Here is an 18,033-nt window from a genome sequence, read left to right as displayed (position 1 = left end):
GTTTCCTCAGTGCCGGGGTGCTCTTTTGCATTTAATGCCGCAGAGGTTTCTGATATAAAGTGTACCTATGTTGTCCTCTTTAACGGACCCCGCCGGAAGGCGGATATCCTACCTTCGTCTTTCCGTAACTGACCGGTGTGACATGCGGTGTGTGTACTGCATGTCCGAACAGATGTCGTTTTTACCACGGGCGGATGTGCTGGACTTTGAGGAACTACTGCGCCTGAGCCGGGTATTTGTGCATCATGGTGTGCGCAGGTTGCGCATTACGGGTGGTGAACCACTTGTGCGGCGCGATATTGGTTTTTTCTTCAAGGAACTGGGGTCATGGCTGCGCCAGCCCGAGCAGTCTGGCAGGCTGGATGAGCTGACACTGACCACCAATGGCAGCCAGTTGGCGCATTATGCGCCCATTCTGGCGCAGGCCGGGGTCAGGCGTGTGAATGTCAGCCTGGATTCTCTGGATGAACAACGTTTTGCCAAACTGACCCGCAGGGGCAGGCTTGCCGCAACGTTGGAAGGTATTCGGGCCGCCCGTGCCCAAGGGCTTGCCGTGCGTATAAACACCGTGGCCATGGCGGGCGTGAATGATGATGAGTTTGACGCGCTGCTGGCATGGTGCGGGGAAATTGGCGCGGACCTTTGCCTGATCGAGACAATGCCCATGGGGGAAACGGGCGAGGACCGCACGGCGCAGTATCTTTCGCTCGATGCTGTCAGGCGTAATTTATCCCAACGCTGGACGTTTGAGCCCCTGACCTACCAGACCGGCGGCCCCGCGCGCTATGTGCGTGTGGCGCAAACAGGGCGGCGGCTGGGGTTTATTACCCCCATGAGCCATAATTTCTGCGCGAGTTGTAACCGTGTCCGCCTTTCCTGCACCGGGCAGCTTTATACCTGCCTTGGGCAGGAAGAGGGTGTGGACCTGCGTCACCTTATGCGCGGGGGAGCAACGGATGCGGCGCTGGAGGTTGCCATACAGCAGGCCATAGCCCGCAAACCCACAGGCCATGACTTTTTGCTCGATGCGCAGACAGGCGCTGTATCCGGCCCGCAAAGGCATATGAGCGTTACTGGCGGCTGAGCACGCGCCTGTGCGGGCAATGGAGCTAGTGGTTAGCTGGGTGGGGTCTGCTGGTTTAAAGCGTCATGTAGGGAATGCTCGAACTGCCCGGGCTGCAAAGGCACGGGCTGGGTTGGGGCAGGGGCCCAGCCGGACAGGACCGCCATATGCAGGGGCATGGCAAAACTGTCTGCTCCGGGCTTTTCCAGTTCTGCTGCCGCTGCGGGGAATATCATGCACGGCGGTGGGGTGCGTGTGCGCTGTATCAGGGCATTTGTTTCACCCGCCGCACGTAGGTCGGCCATGAGTGCACGGAGCGAACGGTAGCGTAGGTCCAGTTGTTCGGTATCAATAACCGGCAGGGCAAACCCGGCACGCTGCATAAGCTGCGCACAGCTTTGCTGTGTGGGAAAAGGCGATACACGGGGGGATACCCCATCGCACAATGCCAGTTCTGCCGCTTCCAGTGCCGTGCGCAGGGGGCGCAATGTTGGTAGGATGGGCATGCTGGCCAAAAATAGCCCATCTGGTTGGAGAACATGCCTGATCTGGCTGAACACGCCCGGCAGATCATTCACCCAGTGCAGGGACAGGTTGGCAATGACCAGATCAAAACTCTGTGGTGCAAAAGGCAGCCATTCTTCATCCGCGCAGACACGCAGTCCATTGGAGCGGGCGACCAGTCTGGCAGAGAGGTCCATGCTGATTGTGTGTATGCCGCGCGCGGCAAGCCGCTGGCTGGTTACACCGCGCCCGCCTATGTCCAGTGCCGTGGAAAAAGGTCGCACCATGTCATCCAGCCGGTCGAGCAGCAGATCGGTTGTAATATCCAGCACGGGCATAATGCCGTCCTGCATATGTGCGGCACGGTCCCGGTGCAGTCTGACGGCTTTGCGGTCAAAAATAACAGGTGTATCCATAAAAGCAGATGTGCGCGTATCCATGCTTTTTGCCAAGCTGCCAGCCATGACAAACCTGTGTTTGCTCTAGCGGGTGGTGTTGTGGCGCGGTTGCGGCCTTTGGGGCAGATGGCGCTGGGAGTGCTCTATCCGCCAGCCTGTCTGCATTGCGGGGCGGATGTTGCGCGGCATGGTCTGTTATGCTCTGCCTGTTTTGCGCGCCTGCACGGCGTTGTTGCACCATTTTGCAAAGCCTGCGCGGTTCCACAGGTCAGCGCGGGCATGCTGGGGGCGGACGGCCTGTGCCCGGCCTGCGAGCGGCACCACTCTGCATGGGGGCAGGCGCGGGCGGCCTTTGTTTACGAAAGTGTCGCAAGGGAGCTGATTTTAAAGCTCAAATATGCAGACCAAACAGATAACGCCGCGTTTCTTGCCCAGCAGATGGTGCGGGTCGGGCGGGACATTCTGGTGGATGATGCGCTTGTTGTGCCCGTACCCGTGCATCGTTGGCGTTTGTTCAGGCGGCGCTACAATCAGGCCGCTTTGCTGGCGCATGCTGTGGCAAAGCTCGCTGGCCTGCGCTGCCTGCCTGATGCACTGGTCCGTGTTCGCTCCACCGTACCTTTGGCGTCATTCTCGCGTCAGGCAAGGTGGGATGAGGTGGCGCAGGCTATCATGTTGCGTTCGTCCTGCGGGCCGAGGGTGCGCGGGCGCGATATTGTGGTGGTGGATGACCTGCTGACAACAGGCGCCACGGCAGCAGCCTGCACCAATGCTCTGCTTCAGGGCGGGGCACGGAGCGTGAGCCTGCTGGTCGCCGGGGTGGTGCCGCCCCGCCGGGATGTGGACATGGATCAACCGGACTATGGACATGTCGGATGAAGACCATAACATGGCCTCCAGAAAAGCTGATTGTATCCATAACCCAGAACCAGTAAGGACAGTTTATGCCTGAAATCAAGATTTATACCCAGCCCGGTTGCCCCTACTGCATGCGCGCTGTTGCTTTGCTGGAAAGCAAAAAAGTCCCGTTTACCGAGGTCAATGCCCCCCGCGGTACGGCCGAGCGGGAGCAGGCCATAGCATTGTCGGGCGGGCAGACAACAGTGCCCCAGACATTTGTGGACGGCAAAGCGCTTGGTGGATGTGACGACCTGATGCGGCTGGAACGTAGCGGCCAGTTGAACGGTCTGCTGGGCCTGAGCTGATTGTCCGCCACGACCGGGACGGTATGCCGCCAAGGTAAGTTGACATGATCTGCTATCGTTTACGTTGCGCCAATGGCCATGTGTTTGAAGGTTGGTACAAAGACAGCAGTACATTTGCCATGCTCAGGCAGAAGCACCTTCTAAGCTGCCCTGACTGCGGTACGGCCAGCGTGGATCAGGCTCCTATGGCCCCAGCCATTGTTGGGCGTGCCCCAAAGCGTGCGGCACCGCAGAACGTGGTGCCGGATGTGGCGGCAGCAGCCCCGGCCGCCACGCCCACCCCCGCAGCAGGGCAGGTGCTACCGGTTCTGCCGGATGTGGTATTGGGCACCCTGCGCGAAGTGCGGCGCACAATTGAAGAAAATTGTGAAAACGTGGGTAACCGGTTTGCAGATGAAGCCTTGCGCATTCATTATGGCGAAGCCCCGGAGCGCGGGATTTATGGTGAGATGTCTCAGACCCAGCAAGAAGAACTGAAAGAAGAAGGCGTTGCGTTCCAGAATGTTCCCTGGGTGCGCGATACGGACAGTTGAATGTCTGGGCTGACCATATACAAATGGGGGTGGTGCGTTAGAGGGTGGTCCCCCACATCCTACAGGGCTGGACGGGGTAGGCCATACCGCCAGCCCGGTTGAGGGAGAGGCAGAGATGAAAAAAGACGGAAAGTCCGGCGTGGTGCGTAAAGCCAAGGTGGGGCTTGCTGCCCTGCTGGCTGTGTTTCTGGCTGGTGTTCCCGTGTCTCTTTCCGCTGCGGAACCTCTATCGAATGAAGCGGGGCTGAGTGGTTACTGGCTTAGTCAGGACCATGACGGCGTGTTTAAAATCGACCGGTGCGGCCAAAATCTGTGCGGCCATCTTATTGGCCTACGTTATGAGGGCACGGACGTGCCGCATGGGCATGATGGCAAAACAGAATGTAACCTGCTGATGCTAACGGATTTTCATCCAATGGCAGACAGTAACGAGGGGCGCTGGGCGGGGCATATTCTGGACCCCGATACAGGGCACCTATATGATTCGCAGATATGGCTGGCCCAGCCCGATGTGCTCAAGCTACGAGGTTATATCGGGCTACCCATTTTTGGGGAAACCCAGACATGGACCCGCTACACCGGCCCTGCCATGGGGCCAGTGTGCAAAATCCCGGACGCAGTCAAATAATGTTGGCTGGTCTGGAGCGTAAAAACCTCTCCAGACCAGTAAAAATTTTAAAATCAATACTTTGTAAATGCCGCAATGTAGTTAATGCCTAGGTCGCGGGTTTCTTTCCAGCCCATGGGGCCGGGGGCCATGCCAGCTATGGCGGTCATGCGCAGGCCCGCCGCACGGGCATATTGCCCCAGTTCGGATGGCTGGATGAACTTGCGCCATTCATGAGTGCCCACGGGCAGCAGCCGCAGAATATATTCAGCACCGATCTTGCCAACCGCAAGGGAGCGCAATGTGCGGTTCATGGTGGAGACAATAACCGTGCCCTTTGGTCCGGCAAGCTGGGAAAGCATCTCCATAAATGCCGCAGGATCAGTGACATGCTCAATAATTTCTAACGCGACAACCGCGTCAAACTGCGTGCCTTCAGCCACAAGGTCTTCTGCGCTGCCGTTGCGGTAATGCAGCGGGCCTGCATGTTCGGGCAGCGGGTTGGAGGCCAGATGTTCCTTTGCTGCGGCAATGCCATTGGCCGAGGCATCCAATCCAAGTACGTCGTACCCGGCTGTGGCCAGTGCTTCGCTCGCCAGTCCGGCACCACACCCAATGTCCAGAATTTTTGCACGGCGGGTTGTGCGGCCACGCAATGGAAGGTGGCGGCAGGCCCAGTCTATGCGCAACGCATTCATGGCGTGCAGTGGGCGCATGGGGCCGGAAGGATTCCACCACTGCTCCGCAAGGGCGCTAAACCGTGCGATTTCTTCATCAGAGACCGAAGAGGCCGCGTGTGGGCTGGTGGCGTTCATGCAACAAAATCCTTTCCTGCTGGTCTCCCCGCTGGACGAAAGGGGGCCGGGAAGGTTATGTGACGCGCCTTGTAAAGCTGTGCAACCGTTCCTGTTCGTCTTTTCTGGCAAAGTCAGGAACAAATAGGGATGGGTGGCATGTTCTGCGGCTTGTCTGGTGGAGAATAAAGCTATGTCCGGTTCCGCACCCCGGATTGTCATGAAATTCGGCGGAACGTCTGTCGGCGACCTTGATCGTATTCGCGCCGTGGCCGAACGCGTCAAAAAACAGAAAGACGCAGGATGTGATGTTCTTGTTGTCGTGTCCGCCATGGCGGGGGAGACAAACAGGCTTGTCGGTTTCTGCCAGTCCCTCTCTCCTTTGCATGACCCCAAGGAATACGATTCCATTGTGGCCACGGGTGAGCAGGTGACAAGTGGCCTGCTGGCTATTGCGTTGCAGAAGCTCGGCGTGCCCTCACGCTCGTTCGCGGGGTGGCAGGTGCCGATCCTGACCGATTCGGCGCATGGCAAGGCCAGTCTGGATTCGATTGATGGCGCAAAGCTGCTGGGCTGCATGGCCGAGGGCATGGTGCCGGTTGTTGCGGGTTTTCAGGGTGTGGCACCCGACGGGCGTGTTTCCACCCTTGGGCGTGGTGGGTCGGATACTTCGGCCGTGGCCCTTGCCGCAGCGATCAAGGCGGACCGGTGCGATATCTACACCGATGTGGACGGTATTTACACAACCGACCCGCGCATTGTGCCCAAGGCGCGCAAGCTTGATAAAATTACCTATGAGGAAATGCTGGAACTGGCTTCTGTTGGTGCCAAGGTGCTGCAAACCCGCAGCGTAGGCCTTGCCATGCGCGAAGGGGTGCGCGTGCAGGTGCTTTCCAGCTTTGCGGATGGCCCGGCTGTTATGGAAGGGCATCTTCCGGGGTCTTTGGTGGTGGATGAGGACGAAATCGTGGAAAAGAAACTGGTTACCGGCATTGCCTACTCCCGTGATGAAGCCAAGCTGTCGGTCCGGCGGATTCCGGATCGGCCCGGTATTGCCGCCGCAATTTTTGGCCCCATGAGCGAAGCCCATGTGAACGTGGACATGATCGTGCAGAGCACCGGGGCGGACGGCACGACCAACATGACCTTTACCACCAGCAAGAGCGATCTGCCGCAGGCGATCAACGTGCTGGAAAGTGTGCGGGACTCCGTGCAGTACGAAGAGCTGGCGACCGACCCCGATATTGTTAAGATCAGCGTTGTGGGCACGGGTATGCGCTCGCACGCAGGGGTGGCCAGCACCATGTTCCGTACACTTTCGGAGCGGTCCATTAACATTCAGGCCATCTCCACCAGCGAAATCAAGATTTCGGTGCTGGTGGCGGCGGAATACGCAGAGCTTGCCGTGCGGGCCCTGCATACCGCATATGGGTTGGATAATGTCTGAGCAAAGCAACGCGATTACCGCGACCGACGAACCCACACAGGTAGAACTACAACGCGCCCGCAAGCGGCTGGGTGCGTTGTGGCGGCGTGGGACCGAATTTTTGGGTACGCAATACGCCATTCTTGGCGGGGCCATGTCCTGGGTCAGTGAGCGTAATCTGGTGTCCGCCATTTCCAATGCCGGTGGCTTTGGGGTTATTGCCTGCGGGGCCATGGAGCCTGCGCGTCTGGCGGAGGAAATTAAGGCGACCCGCGCCCTGACCGATCGCCCGTTTGGTGTGAACCTGATTACCATGCACCCGCAGTTGGACGAACTGGTGCAGGTCTGTCTGGACGCGGGTGTTGGTCATATTGTGCTGGCCGGGGGTATTCCGCCCGGTGCGGCTATCAAGGCGATCAAGGATGGTGGGGCAAAGGTTATTGCCTTCTCCCCCGCGCTGGTTCTGGCCAAGCGTCTGGTCAAAATGGGCGTGGACGCGCTGGTGATTGAAGGGGCCGAGGCTGGCGGGCATGTTGGTCCGGTTTCGCTGACGGTTCTGGCACAGGAAATTCTTCCCCATATCCAGAGTGTTCCGGTTTTTGTGGCCGGTGGTCTGGGTCGGGGGGACGCTCTGCTCTCCTATCTGGAACTGGGGGCTTCGGGTGGGCAGTTGGGCACGCGCTTTGCCGCGGCCGAGGAAAGCATTGCTCACGAAAAATTCAAAAAAGCGTTTGTGCGTGCCGCCGCGCGTGACGCCATAACCTCTGTTCAACTCGATGACCGCTTTCCGGTTATTCCCGTGCGCGCGTTGGGCAACGAGGGCGGGCGGCAGTTTGTTACCCATCAGGCAGACGTGATCCGCCGTTTTCAGTCCGGTGAATTAACGCGTGAGGCTGCCCAGCTTGAAATTGAGCACTTCTGGGCGGGTGCGCTGCGCCGTGCGGTTATTGACGGCGATGTTGAACAGGGGTCTGTTATGGCAGGCCAGTCTGTTGGTATGGTAACATCTGTCCAGCCTGTGGCGCAGATCATTGAAGATCTGGTCGATCAGGCTACTGTGGCTCTGGTACGTCAACAACGTCGTATGGATGCGGATGGCTGAATACGCCCAAGGTTCTGATCATGAGCAAGGCTCGCCATTACCCCCGCTTCCAGATGTGGAGGTTCTGGGGGTAGGCGAAGCTTTGCGTAAGCGCCGTGAGCAGCTTGGCTGGAGCATCGGAGATGTTTCTGCCTGGTTGCGGATTCGCAGCGTTTATCTGGACGCGCTGGAAAGTGGAAATTCCAGTGTACTGCCAGCAGAGGTCTATGCTCTGGGTTTTTTGCGTACGTATGGGCAGGCTCTTGGGTTCAATCCCGACCAGATGCTCAAGCTATACCGGCAGGAAGGGCGGCTGGGCACGCGCAAGCCTGATCTGGATTTTCCCGATCCGCCACCCGACCGCCGTCTGCCGCCAGCCGTTAGTATTTCGCTGGGGTTGGTCGTTATTCTGGCAAGCTATGTGGGCTGGTACTGTTTTGTCGGGCATGTGCCCCCCGTGCCAGAGCGCGTGCCACCTGTAGCAACCCTGATGCCCGGTGAAAGTGCAAAAAATGCACCATCGCCGCAGGTTGCCTCCATTTTGCCTGATCACAACATGGCGGAGGTGCCCGTTGGTGCGCAGGCGGCTCCGCCACAAAGCGTGCCTGTTACGCCCAGCGGGGTAGATGCAGCCCCTACGGGCAATGCCACCAATACAGCCGATGTGGCATCTTCCTCCGTAGCAGCCGCTCCTGAAAATCAGGCCACGCCCGCAACGGTGCCTGACGTGGAGCAGCCATCTCATGCACAGCCGGATACGGCTACGGCCAGTGTGGACGCTCCCCTTATGCTCAAGGCGACAGCTCCGAGCTGGGTGCAGCTCAAGAATGCAGGTGGTAAGGTCGTTTACGATCATATTTTGCAATCGGGCGATGCATGGACTGTTCCCTCCGATAATGGACCATACAGTCTGACCGTGGGGAATGCGGGTGGCATCACTCTTGCCCAAGGAACAATGACCACCCCACCATTGGGGAGGAATGGCGCTGTATTGCGGCATATTGCGCTTACGCCAGAAACGGTGCGGCAGGTACAGGCGGGTGGCGGTGTAAGCCCCATGCCAGCCGCACCCGCGGCGGTTACACCTGTGGAGCAGGGGGCTGGTTTGCCAGCCAAGGCCACAAGGGATGATGCGCCAAAGCCCGATCTGCCAGCAGTGGCTTCAGGCGCTGGGGCAGGCGGCATTGCTGCGGCTCCGGCCGAGGCGGTCAAACCGGCAGCACACCGGGCGGCTCCCCCCGCCGAACCCAGTGCGGATGACCTGAACGCCCGCCAGCTTAATGGGGCTGGCGCGCACTGAATGGCTCTTTCCATGCTTTATGTGTAGCCAACCGGCCTTGATTTTGGCAGGAAAGCACCAAACCTAGAGCGGGAGACGCCGCAGCGCCGAAACGCGGCCAGACCTCCCCCAACTGTCGTCTCGACAAAAGGATGCAAGATGAGCGGCTACCGGCCTTACCAGCATATCGAGCGTCGGAAATCTCGGCAGATCCACGTCGGCAAGGTAGCCGTCGGTGGAGATGCCCCGATTTCCGTCCAGACCATGACCAATACCTTGACCAGCGATGCACAGGCGACCATTGAGCAGATTCGCCGTGCCGAACTGGCAGGTGTGGATATTGTTCGTGTTTCCTGCCCGGATGAGGAAAGCACGGCGGCACTGGCTGAAATTGTAAGGGAAGTGAACGTGCCGATCGTGGCCGATATTCACTTCCACTACAAACGTGCGATCGAGGCTGCCAAGGCGGGCGCTGCGTGCCTGCGCATCAATCCGGGCAACATTGGTAGTGCGGAGCGTGTGCGCGAGGTGGTTCAGGCCGCCAAGGATTACGGCTGTTCCATTCGTATTGGCGTTAACGCCGGGTCGCTGGAAAAGCACCTTCTGGAAAAATACGGTGAGCCCAACCCCGAAGCTCTGGTGGAAAGCGCGCTCGAACACGCCAAAATTCTGGAAGATCATGACTTCCGGGAATTTAAGATCAGCGTAAAGGCGTCTGACGTGTTCATGGCGGTTGCTGCCTATCAGCAGCTGGCAGATGCGTGCGATTACCCGCTGCATATTGGTATTACCGAAGCAGGCAGCAAACGTGCCGGTACGGTCAAATCCTCCATCGGGCTGGGCAATCTGCTCTGGGCCGGGGTGGGTGACACCATGCGTGTTTCGCTTTCCGCTGCACCGGAAGAAGAAGTGCTGGTTGGGTGGGATATTCTTAAATCCCTTGGCCTGCGCCACCGTGGGGTCAAGATTATTTCCTGCCCGTCCTGCGCACGTCAGGGCTTTAATGTGGTGGAAACGGTCCAGACACTGGAAGACCGTCTTGCGCACATTAAAACCCCGCTCACGCTCTCCATCATCGGGTGTGTGGTCAATGGTCCAGGCGAAGCGCTTATGACCGATCTGGGTGTGACTGGTGGTGGCTCTGGCCGTCACATGGTCTATTCCGCAGGTAAGCAGGACCATACCATTGCCGCAGGCGACATGATCAGCCACGTTGTTGAGTTGGTTGAAGAACGCGTAGCCGCCATTGAGGCTGAAGAAGCCCGCGCAAAGCAGGAAGGGGCTACCCCCGAACTGCCGGATATGGCGTCCGCCAAATAAGTTCGCCTATCACCCGCCGTGCGCGCCCGGTATATGCGGGCCGCGTGGCGGGCTTTATTTGCCCAATACACATAGATACAGGACACAAACCCGCAAGGGTTCTGCGTCAATCAGGAAAAACAGGCCGTGAGCAGCATTCAGCCCGTAAGAGGAACGCACGATCTTATTGGAGAAGAGCAGCGCCGCCATGCGCGCGTGGTCCATACCGCGCGCCACATTGCCGGGCTCTACGGGTTTGATGAATGGTCCACCCCCATTTTTGAAGAAACCCGCGTATTCTCCCGCTCTTTGGGCGATACGTCGGACGTGGTCTCCAAGGAGATGTATTCCTTCAATGACCGCGATGGGGAAAGCCTGACCCTGCGGCCAGAAGGAACTGCGGCTGTCTGCCGTGCGTTGGTGACCAATGCGCTCACCCAGTCGTTGCCCCAGAAGGTGTTTTATACCGGCCCCATGTTCCGGCATGAGCGACCGCAAAAGGGGCGTTACCGCCAGTTCCACCAGATCGGGGCGGAACTGCTGGGTGCTGCCGAACCACTGGCCGATGCGGAAGTCATAGCTCTTGGCTATGCGGTGCTTGAAGCACTGGGTGTGGCCCAGTACGTAACGCTGGAGCTGAATACGCTGGGGGACGCCGCGAGCCGGGATGCATGGCGGCAGGCGCTCGTTGCGTATTTTTCCGCTCATGGGGATAAACTGTCGGAGGATAGCCGCGTAAGGCTTGAAAAAAATCCGCTGCGTATTCTCGACAGCAAGGACGCGGGCGATCGTGAGCTTGTTGCCAATGCGCCCATGATGGAAGAATTCCTCACCCCCGAGGCCCGTACCTTCTGGGATGAGCTACGCCAAAAGCTTGACCTGTTTGGTATTGCCTACACGGTCAATCCCGCCATTGTGCGTGGGCTGGACTATTATAACCACACTACCTTCGAGTTCGTGACCAACCGCCTTGGCTCACAGGGGACGGTTCTGGCCGGTGGGCGGTATGATGGTCTGGTCAAGCAGATGGGCGGGCCGGAAGTACCCGCAATTGGCTGGGCTGCTGGGGTCGAACGTCTTGCCATGTTGCTTGAAGAAGCACCGCAGGCTCCGCGTTCCGTAGTGCTTATTCCCGTAGGTTCGCCGGATGAAAAAGCCGTCTGCCAGATTTTGCAGGCTTTGCGCCAGCAGGGTGTGCGGACCGAAATTGGTTATAAAGGCTCGCTACGCAAACGCATGGAGCGGGCTGGAAAGCAGAATGCAAGCCATGTTCTGTTTTTGGGTGAAGACGAACTGGCCCGTGGCGTGTTCCGTGTAAAAAGCATGGAAACCGGGCAGGAGAGTGAAGTGGCAACACAAGCCCTTCTGTCTGATGCGCGGAGCATTTTTGCGTAATGAATCTTGATGAACGGCTGGACCGGATTGCCAGTCGCGCGCTTGAATTGGAAGCGCATCTGGCAAGCGGTCTGAGTGGGGATGCCTTTACACAGGCATCCCGCGAATATGCGGAAATTGAGCCGGTTGTAAGCCGCATTAACGACCTGCGCGCAACCGAACTGAGCATTGCTCAGGCGGAGGCATTGCTGGCCGACCCGGAAATGCAGGAGCTTGCGGGGGAAGAACTGGCTGAGTTGCGCGAGCAGCTACCCAGATTGCAACGAGAGGTCCGTCTGGCGCTGCTCCCCAAGGATGCAGCGGATGAACGGAGCGCTATTCTGGAAGTGCGTCCTGCTGCTGGTGGGGATGAAGCTGCTCTGTTTGCAGCCGAGTTGTTTGACCTATACCGCCGCTATGCAGATTTTAAAGGCTGGCGCTTTACGGTTATGGACTATGACGAAAGCGAACTCGGTGGTCTGCGCGGCGGCATTGCTGAAATTAACGGCAAAAGTGTTTTCGCCCGGCTAAAATACGAATCTGGCGTGCACAGGGTACAGCGCGTGCCTGCAACAGAGGCGCAGGGGCGCATTCACACCTCCACGGTTACGGTTGCCGTTCTGCCGGAGGCGGAAGAGGTTGACGTAACAATTAACGAGACCGAACTGCGGATAGATGTTTTCCGTGCATCGGGTGCTGGCGGGCAGCATGTGAACAAAACCGAAAGTGCCGTGCGGATTACCCATTTGCCAACAGGTATTGTTGTGTCCATGCAGGAAGAGAAAAGCCAGCACAAGAACCGTGCCAAGGCGATGAAGATCCTGCGCGCACGCCTGTACGAGCGTGAGCGCGAGCAGGCTCATGCTCACCGTGCGGCGGACAGGCGCTCCCAGGTTGGAACGGGCGATCGCTCAGAGCGGATACGCACCTACAATTTTCCGCAAGGACGGGTAACGGACCACCGGATCAACCTGACCTTGTACAAGATTGACCGCGTGATGCTGGGTGAACTGGATGAGTTTGTGGATGCGCTTACGCAGGAGGAACAGGCAGCCCTTATGGCGGATGCGGGGTTCTAGCCTGCCTAGCTGATCGGGGTCGAGCAGACTTCGCCCCGGCCGGGAATGCGCTCGGCAGCGTCTGGTGCCTGCGGGTCGACCAGAAAAAAGTCTGTAAAGCCATCCGAGCCCAAGGCATCAAAATGGTGGCCATCGGGGTTGTGCAGAATGCCGCTACTACTGACCTCGTGTGTTTCCGTCCGGCCATCTACGGTGCGAATGGTAATTTCGCCGCACAATGTGTAGGTGTGGTCAAGACGGCCCTGTGGGGTAGGAATACGAACCGTCCTGTACCGCGTGGCATCATCGAGTCGGAATACGGATGCCAGTTTGCCGTCTAGATAGATGCGTGAGACTTCGGAAATTTCCATGTCAGCTTTTTCGTCCGTGACCGTAAACTCGCCTGCCATGGCAGAGCGCAGGGGGGCGACCAGCAACCCTATGGCGGTTAGCAGAACAAAAGACCAAAGACTGAATGAAAAGCGCGAAGCGGGCATTGATGTGTGGATCGGGTGATTTGTTGAAATGACACGGCAAAGCAAAGCAGAAAAAACACCACACCACCAGCCCATACAGGACCTGCTTGCCAGTGGTGCGGCTCTTTTGCGCGGTGCCGGGGTGGAAAACCCCCGCAGGGAGGCACGTCTGTTACTGCAACATGCGTTGGGGTTGACGCCCGAGGCTCTGCTTGGACTTTCCACCCGCGAAGAAGTTTCCGCTGAACCTTTTTTGGCATGGGTGGCCCGTCGGGTACGGCACGAGCCATTTGCTTATATTACGGGTAGCAAAGGGTTCTGGAGTCTTGATCTGGCGGTCTCTCCCGCATCCCTTGTGCCGAGGGGAGATACGGAAACCCTGATTACCGCACTTCTGGGGCAATGCCCTGACCACAATGCCGCTTTGTCATTTCTGGATCTGGGGACAGGATCGGGGTGTATTCTGCTTGCAGCCTTGGCTGAATACAGGAATGCGTGGGGAGTGGGGGTGGATATCAATCCGGCAGCGGCTCATCTGGCCCATGCCAATGCCCGGCGCTGCAACATGGCGGGGCGGGCGCTGGTTATGGTCGGTCAGTGGGGGGAGGCCCTGAACCCTCAAGCTCGGTTTGATGTTGTCTTCAGTAACCCTCCCTATATTCCCACAACGGACCTTGCGGGGCTGATGGAAGAGGTGAGGGCGCATGAACCTGTGCGTGCGCTGGACGGTGGACAGGATGGTCTGGATGCGTACCGTGACCTGTGTGCCCAACTCCCCCGACTTCTGAGTGACAATGGGGTTGGTATTTTTGAAATCGGGATTGGACAGGAACAGGACCTGCGCGATATAGCCGCACAAAGCGGGCTGGATGTGGTGTGCGTGTTGCCCGATCTGGCTGGGATTGTCCGCTGCGTTGTGCTGCGCCACGGTGAGGCATGGACCGGAATATGAAAAAACCGGTTGGCTTTGTGGTTGGGCGTTGTTATTGTCGTCTGGCTCAGTCCTGCGGCAGAATGCAGATGAATAAAATCTGCCACGGTGGATGAGCGGTGAGGGTTTTTTTCCCGGCAATAAAAACAGGTTGTCGCCAAAAGCCCATTCCGAAAAACAATTCGGCCTTCATTCAGGAACATGCCATTTGTATCGGACTGTTTCTTCATGCAAAGTGCCATGAACAGGAAAGCGCTGTGATAAACCCATGAATGTAAAACGGATGCGTACCAGACACCATCGTTCCAGCGGGAGCAATGGAGCGTCCAGGCAGTTGAATGGCCAGATTCCCATGAACCGGAATCATGTTTTTGACAGTCATGGCCCCGATGTGCGGGTCAGAGGCACAGCACAGCAGCTTTTTGAAAAATATCTTCAGCTCGGTCGCGATGCGACAGGTAGTGGTGACCGCGTAGCGGCCGAAGCGTATTTCCAGCATGCCGAACATTATTTTCGTATCCTGAACGCGATGGCGCAGGCCGCCCAGCAAAGCCAGCAGGAGCGCGCGGAACGTCAGGCAGCCAGACAGCCGCGGGCTCAGTCGAATTCTTCCGAAGATGAGGAAGATGATCAAACCGAAATGGATAATGAGGGGACGTCTGAATCCAAAGACCTGTCCGCCGCACCTCAGCCTGAATTATCCGAAGGCTAATTGAGCCATACTCCTGCACCCGAGCTATGCCATGAATATGGAATAGGGGGTGCAGGGCGGTTCTGGTTTGGTATGGACGATCACGGTTTTGAAAACCGTTAGTCGTCCGTGTTTGGCGGCTGCGGTATTTTGATGATGTCGTATGAAGTCAAAATTTGATTTCACGCATAATCTACATGAAGACAAACCAGACAGAGTCTTGTCCGGCTGTAAAACAAATTTCTCGCTCTCTTCCAAATAGATGACTATGTTCATTTCTTTTTGCGTGGATTGCGAGGGAAGACTGTGCAACTATCTGAGCCAAAAGGGAATTTACGTTTTTTAGATGGATTGCGAGGCATTTTATGCCTAATTGTTATATTTAGTCATTGCGTCCAAGCTTACTGGCCGGATCTTAGATTTACGGCGGACCGTTCGTTTTTTGGGATGTGCGAACATTTTATTGCGAATACTCCATTAAACCTTTTTTACAGCGGCCTTCCACCTGTAACGTTATTTTTTATTATGAGTGGTTTTGTTATTTCGTATAAATATAACAAAACAAGAGACAGGAAAATAATAACAAATTCTGCGTTAAAAAGATATTTTAGATTTTTAATACCGGTCACAATTTCATATGTATTTATGTATGTTCTTTCTGTTATATTTTTCCCAAAACCTATTGGCCTAAAGCGTTTAATTATACAGGCATTTTTCAAAACATATTTTTTCGATATTAAAACGATCAATCCCATTTTATGGACAATTTCGTTCGAGGTTATGGGGTCTTTTCTGGTATTTGCTCTCCTTGCATTATTTGGAGACCAGAAAAACAGGTTGTTCTTTTATTTCATTGTGATGCTATTTTTTATTAAGGAGCAGTATTGCTTTTTTGTTTTCGGGCTAATGATGTCTGATATTTATGTATCAGGGGGGATAAGGAAGGCGACAAATGGGATACTCAATTATAGCCTTTTTGCCCTTGGGCTTATTTTAATCTCATATCCTATTCATTATGATATGGACGGAGATTTTGTTGATGGAATGTATAAATACATAACGTTTTCAAAAAATTGGGACTTAAACTATGCAGTTTTTCTTAGGATAGGGTGTTTCTTGTTTTTTATATCCGTTCTAAGGTCGGGGTTAATTCAAGGTATACTTGAGAGAAAGGTTATTCTGTTTATCGGAAAGATATCTTTTTCATTATATGTTCTGCATTTTATGATTCTGGAATGTATTCTGGCCAAAATGGGGAATGTTGTCTTTTTTAGAGATTTTATTTTTTACTCCATATTAACGTTCGCCATAACAATTGTTGTTGCCATTCCATTTGAGATTTATGTGGATCGGCAGGGAATTCGTATCTCGAACAGAATTGCAAATTTTCTTATGGAAGCAAAGTTGGTCCCAAATTTCATGCGTATCAACTCAGTGAATAATAAAATCACATGAGTTAAAGAGCGATGCTCGCTACGACACCGCGCAAGGCAGAACAATTGCCTTGCGCGTCTCATACCTGAGTTACAAAGCCGATGCTCCGGCTAAAATATAGGCGAGGCGGTATGGCGCTCAGACTTGGGTGAGGATCAGATGCCTTTAGACGCAACTCTTTCTCGGGGAGAAAGGGCATTTAAAAGTCTATGGTATTTAAGGGGAAATATCACCGCATATCTCTTGATATTTTACAAGAGTATTAGGGTGATGGTAGCGGCGGAAGGATTTGAACCTCCGACCAAGGGATTATGATTCCCCTGCTCTACCACTGAGCTACGCCGCCATTGGTTGGTGGCGATTATGTATCTGTTCCAAAGGTGAGCGTCAATCCACCTTATCAGTTTTTTTTAAAAAACTGATAAGGTGGAAGGAATTGGCTCACTGCTCCAGATTTCCCGCCCCAAAAATGTAGTTGCTGACCTGCTGCTCAAGGCTGGTGGGTTCAAGTGTGTGGGTCAGCATCTGCCCGGATTGGGCCAGTGTTGTCGCTTTACCCGGTTCGATCATCAGCGCATTTTCGGAGGAGAGGGTGCCACTGCCAATTGTGAGTGTGCTGTCTGTAGGCAGGTGGAGCGCTCCATCAAGCCGGAAGCGGACAATGGCCATCTGGGATGCAGGGTCAAGCGTAATGCTGGAAACCCGGCCCACTTTTACGCCGGCAATATCCACATCCGCGCCGCGGGCCAGACCATTGGCCGAAACAAAACGGGCAGCAAGTTCGTAGGATGTTTTGCCCGGTGTTTTTTGGGTGTTGGTAGCGTACATACCAAATCCAGTTGCCGCAGCCAGAACCAGAGTGCTGCAAATAATAGCGCCTATGTGGTTTTGTCGGCTCATGGTCGGTTACGGCCCTTATGATAAAAGTGTGCTTGCGCAAAAAGTTAAACAGGACGAAATCCTTGCAGCACTTAGGCGCATGGTGCAAGGACAGCAGTCAGATATCAGACAGTTTGGAACCCTAAACCTACATGTCCCTTTTTCAGGCACTTATCATGGCGCTGCTTCAGGGCGCTACTGAGCTTTTTCCTGTCAGCAGTCTTGGGCATGCTGTTGTCCTGCCGTCTTTGCTGCACTGGTCATACGATCTGCATGATCCGACATTTCTGCCATTTCTGGTTATGTTGCACATGGGGACCTCTGTCGCGCTGCTGGTTTTTTTCTGGCAGGACTGGCTGGCTCTGTGCAAAGGAGCGTTTGGGGCGTTCGGGCATCGTATTCAGTTGGAAAGCCTGCATATTCTGTGGCTGATCTGCCTTGCTACGGTGCCTGCCGTTATTGTGGGGGGCCTGTTTGAACACTGGTTGCGCAGCGTGTTTGGCTCCGCATCTTCCGCTGCGCTGTTCCTGTTTTTTAACGGTGTTCTGCTGCTGGTGGTTGAAAAACTGCGGAGCAGTGTTGTCCGCAAGGATGTTCGTTATCTGGCCAGCCTTACATCGCGCGATGCGTTGTTTATTGGTTTTTTCCAGTGCTTTGCTTTTTTTCCGGGATTGTCGCGCTCGGGGGCCACAATCTGTGGCGGACTGCTGCGTGGGTTGCACCATGATGCGGCAGCACGTTTTTCGTTTCTTATGGCCCAGCCCGTTATTATTGCGGCAACGGTGCGCGAAGCGTTTAAAATGCGCCACACACCTATTGACCCTGCCCAGATGCATATTGCTCTGCTGGCAGCCGTTGTTTCCGGGGTAACCGCTCTGGCAAGTACGGCTTTTCTTATGCATTATTTCCGCAAGCATGACAGTTGGGCCATGTCTCCTTTTGCGTGGTATTGCATGGTGGCAGGGGGAGCCGCGTTTTTGATGTTCCACTTCGCAGCGTAA

20 protein-coding genes and 1 tRNA gene are annotated in these 18,033 nt (G+C 55.8%); 15 read left to right on the top strand and 6 right to left on the bottom strand.

Going from position 1 to position 18,033, the window contains the following annotated elements:
• Nucleotides 1-67: 67 nt before the first annotated feature.
• Nucleotides 68-1,084 carry a GTP 3',8-cyclase MoaA gene (gene moaA, locus GOB86_RS00680; protein ID WP_165990479.1) on the top strand — a complete coding sequence of 339 codons (1,017 nt, stop codon included), beginning with the start codon at nucleotides 68-70 and terminating at the stop codon, nucleotides 1,082-1,084.
• 32 nt (nucleotides 1,085-1,116) lie between these two features.
• On the opposite strand, the gene GOB86_RS00675 is transcribed toward moaA, so the two are convergent.
• Nucleotides 1,117-1,983, bottom strand: coding sequence for a class I SAM-dependent methyltransferase (locus tag GOB86_RS00675; protein ID WP_165990712.1), 867 nt, complete (start codon nucleotides 1,981-1,983; stop codon nucleotides 1,117-1,119).
• Between the two features lie 57 nt (nucleotides 1,984-2,040).
• Between GOB86_RS00675 and GOB86_RS00670 the strand changes: the two genes are divergently transcribed.
• From GOB86_RS00670 to GOB86_RS00655, 4 genes are all read left to right on the top strand, one after another.
• Nucleotides 2,041-2,844 (top strand): double zinc ribbon domain-containing protein, encoded by an 804-nt coding sequence (locus GOB86_RS00670; protein ID WP_253543621.1) that lies wholly within the window; start codon nucleotides 2,041-2,043, stop codon nucleotides 2,842-2,844.
• A gap of 65 nt (nucleotides 2,845-2,909) precedes the next feature.
• Nucleotides 2,910-3,170, top strand: coding sequence for a glutaredoxin 3 (grxC, locus tag GOB86_RS00665; protein ID WP_165990478.1), 261 nt, complete (start codon nucleotides 2,910-2,912; stop codon nucleotides 3,168-3,170).
• A gap of 44 nt (nucleotides 3,171-3,214) precedes the next feature.
• Nucleotides 3,215-3,703 (top strand): DUF1178 family protein, encoded by a 489-nt coding sequence (locus tag GOB86_RS00660; protein WP_165990477.1) that lies wholly within the window; start codon nucleotides 3,215-3,217, stop codon nucleotides 3,701-3,703.
• Nucleotides 3,704-3,818: 115 nt separating this feature from the next.
• On the top strand, nucleotides 3,819-4,331 hold the full coding sequence (locus GOB86_RS00655; protein ID WP_165990476.1) for a DUF2147 domain-containing protein: 513 nt from the start codon (nucleotides 3,819-3,821) through the stop codon (nucleotides 4,329-4,331).
• A 53-nt stretch (nucleotides 4,332-4,384) separates the two neighbouring features.
• On the opposite strand, the gene ubiG is transcribed toward GOB86_RS00655, so the two are convergent.
• Nucleotides 4,385-5,125 carry a bifunctional 2-polyprenyl-6-hydroxyphenol methylase/3-demethylubiquinol 3-O-methyltransferase UbiG gene (ubiG, locus tag GOB86_RS00650; RefSeq protein ID WP_165990475.1) on the bottom strand — a complete coding sequence of 247 codons (741 nt, stop codon included), beginning with the start codon at nucleotides 5,123-5,125 and terminating at the stop codon, nucleotides 4,385-4,387.
• 172 nt (nucleotides 5,126-5,297) lie between these two features.
• Between ubiG and GOB86_RS00645 the strand changes: the two genes are divergently transcribed.
• The 6 genes from GOB86_RS00645 (at nucleotide 5,298) to prfA (ending at nucleotide 12,642) form a co-directional block, all read left to right on the top strand.
• The gene (locus GOB86_RS00645; RefSeq protein ID WP_165990474.1) at nucleotides 5,298-6,551 is read left to right on the top strand and encodes an aspartate kinase; all 1,254 of its coding nucleotides are present in this window, start codon (nucleotides 5,298-5,300) and stop codon (nucleotides 6,549-6,551) included.
• Nucleotides 6,544-7,632, top strand: a complete 1,089-nt coding sequence (locus tag GOB86_RS00640; protein ID WP_165990473.1) for an NAD(P)H-dependent flavin oxidoreductase — start codon at nucleotides 6,544-6,546, stop codon at nucleotides 7,630-7,632. Before GOB86_RS00645 ends, GOB86_RS00640 begins: the two co-directional genes overlap by 8 nt.
• Nucleotides 7,625-8,911 (top strand): helix-turn-helix domain-containing protein, encoded by a 1,287-nt coding sequence (locus GOB86_RS00635; RefSeq protein WP_194300996.1) that lies wholly within the window; start codon nucleotides 7,625-7,627, stop codon nucleotides 8,909-8,911. The genes GOB86_RS00640 and GOB86_RS00635 overlap by 8 nt, the downstream gene beginning before the upstream one ends.
• A 138-nt stretch (nucleotides 8,912-9,049) precedes the next feature.
• Nucleotides 9,050-10,210, top strand: coding sequence for a flavodoxin-dependent (E)-4-hydroxy-3-methylbut-2-enyl-diphosphate synthase (gene ispG / locus GOB86_RS00630; RefSeq protein ID WP_165990472.1), 1,161 nt, complete (start codon nucleotides 9,050-9,052; stop codon nucleotides 10,208-10,210).
• 126 nt (nucleotides 10,211-10,336) lie between these two features.
• Nucleotides 10,337-11,584: a histidine--tRNA ligase gene (gene hisS / locus GOB86_RS00625; RefSeq protein ID WP_165990471.1), complete on the top strand. Its 1,248-nt coding sequence runs from the start codon at nucleotides 10,337-10,339 to the stop codon at nucleotides 11,582-11,584.
• A complete protein-coding gene (prfA, locus tag GOB86_RS00620; RefSeq protein WP_165990470.1) occupies nucleotides 11,584-12,642 on the top strand; it encodes a peptide chain release factor 1 in 1,059 nt (352 codons plus the stop codon). Before hisS ends, prfA begins: the two co-directional genes overlap by 1 nt.
• A 5-nt stretch (nucleotides 12,643-12,647) precedes the next feature.
• On the opposite strand, the gene GOB86_RS00615 is transcribed toward prfA, so the two are convergent.
• Nucleotides 12,648-13,031: a hypothetical protein gene (locus GOB86_RS00615; RefSeq protein WP_242012393.1), complete on the bottom strand. Its 384-nt coding sequence runs from the start codon at nucleotides 13,029-13,031 to the stop codon at nucleotides 12,648-12,650.
• Nucleotides 13,032-13,146: 115 nt separating this feature from the next.
• On the opposite strand from GOB86_RS00615, the gene prmC reads away from it, so the two are divergent.
• On the top strand, nucleotides 13,147-14,049 hold the full coding sequence (prmC, locus tag GOB86_RS00610; RefSeq protein ID WP_165990469.1) for a peptide chain release factor N(5)-glutamine methyltransferase: 903 nt from the start codon (nucleotides 13,147-13,149) through the stop codon (nucleotides 14,047-14,049).
• 46 nt (nucleotides 14,050-14,095) lie between these two features.
• On the opposite strand, the gene GOB86_RS16310 is transcribed toward prmC, so the two are convergent.
• Nucleotides 14,096-14,221 (bottom strand): hypothetical protein, encoded by a 126-nt coding sequence (locus tag GOB86_RS16310; RefSeq protein ID WP_277875423.1) that lies wholly within the window; start codon nucleotides 14,219-14,221, stop codon nucleotides 14,096-14,098.
• Between the two features lie 75 nt (nucleotides 14,222-14,296).
• On the opposite strand from GOB86_RS16310, the gene GOB86_RS00605 reads away from it, so the two are divergent.
• Entirely contained in the window at nucleotides 14,297-14,740 is a 444-nt protein-coding gene (locus tag GOB86_RS00605; protein ID WP_165990468.1) for a DUF4167 domain-containing protein, read from the top strand.
• Nucleotides 14,741-15,025: 285 nt separating this feature from the next.
• Nucleotides 15,026-16,174: an acyltransferase family protein gene (locus GOB86_RS00600; RefSeq protein ID WP_165990467.1), complete on the top strand. Its 1,149-nt coding sequence runs from the start codon at nucleotides 15,026-15,028 to the stop codon at nucleotides 16,172-16,174.
• A gap of 250 nt (nucleotides 16,175-16,424) precedes the next feature.
• On the opposite strand, the gene GOB86_RS00595 is transcribed toward GOB86_RS00600, so the two are convergent.
• Both GOB86_RS00595 and GOB86_RS00590 read right to left on the bottom strand, forming a co-directional pair.
• Nucleotides 16,425-16,499: transfer RNA gene (locus tag GOB86_RS00595), tRNA-Met, on the bottom strand.
• A gap of 95 nt (nucleotides 16,500-16,594) precedes the next feature.
• Entirely contained in the window at nucleotides 16,595-17,053 is a 459-nt protein-coding gene (locus GOB86_RS00590) for an MlaD family protein (protein WP_165990466.1), read from the bottom strand.
• A gap of 131 nt (nucleotides 17,054-17,184) precedes the next feature.
• On the opposite strand from GOB86_RS00590, the gene GOB86_RS00585 reads away from it, so the two are divergent.
• On the top strand, nucleotides 17,185-18,033 hold the full coding sequence (locus GOB86_RS00585; RefSeq protein ID WP_165990465.1) for an undecaprenyl-diphosphate phosphatase: 849 nt from the start codon (nucleotides 17,185-17,187) through the stop codon (nucleotides 18,031-18,033).

This window comes from Acetobacter lambici (genome assembly GCF_011516885.1).
GTDB lineage: Bacteria > Pseudomonadota > Alphaproteobacteria > Acetobacterales > Acetobacteraceae > Acetobacter > Acetobacter lambici.
The sequence above is the reverse complement of the archived record's forward strand: the minus strand, read 5'-3'. Positions and strand labels throughout refer to the sequence as shown.